A 629-nucleotide genomic window follows, 5' to 3' on the forward strand; every position below is an offset into this window, starting at 1 on the left:
TTGGTTCGATTCCGAGTCCGGGCACCACTTTTCCTTTTTTATGCTTCCCTATGAATTCCCATGTGTATGTAATTCAATAAGTTAGCGTAAAAATCTTTCCAGATACGTTTTGATTTATCCCTACGTATCCGGAAAATTTGGGGTCAGATTACGGGTCGTTCAGTTCGATGAACGATGGAGACCCGTGTTATGGCCCTGAATGACAGTAAAATCCGCGCAGCTAAGCCTCTCGCTAAATCTTACAAACTCACCGACGCGCAAGGTCTGTACCTGACTGTATCCCGTAGCGGCGCTAAGTTATGGTATTTTCGCTATTGCTTCGGCGGCAAAGAAAACCGTCTGGCTTTTGGCGCTTATCCGCTGGTCACGCTGGCGGAAGCCCGCGAGAAGCGCGATGCCGCGCGTAAGCTGCTGGCGTCCGGTATCTGCCCTTCGCAGATCCGCAAGATGGATAACGCCGCCGTTGACGAATCCTGCACGTTTAAATTTATCGCCACTGAATGGCACACCAGTTGCCTTAAACTCTGGTCGGAAGGCCACGCCGATAAAATCCTCACCTGCCTGAAGCGCTATGTCTTTCCCGATATCGGCACAATGGACATTACGAAGGTTGAAACCCGCCATCTGGC

1 protein-coding gene is annotated in these 629 nt (G+C 50.6%); it reads left to right on the plus strand.

The genetic code is table 11. The annotated features are described in order from the left end of the window. Positions 1-189: 189 nt before the first annotated feature. Positions 190-629, plus strand: a 440-nt coding sequence (locus FDX19_RS01910) for an Arm DNA-binding domain-containing protein (protein ID WP_137381394.1), incomplete at its 3' end; no start/stop codon positions are given.

Origin of the sequence: Citrobacter sp. wls619 (assembly GCF_005281345.1) — a bacterium.
In the GTDB taxonomy this organism is placed as follows: domain Bacteria; phylum Pseudomonadota; class Gammaproteobacteria; order Enterobacterales; family Enterobacteriaceae; genus Citrobacter.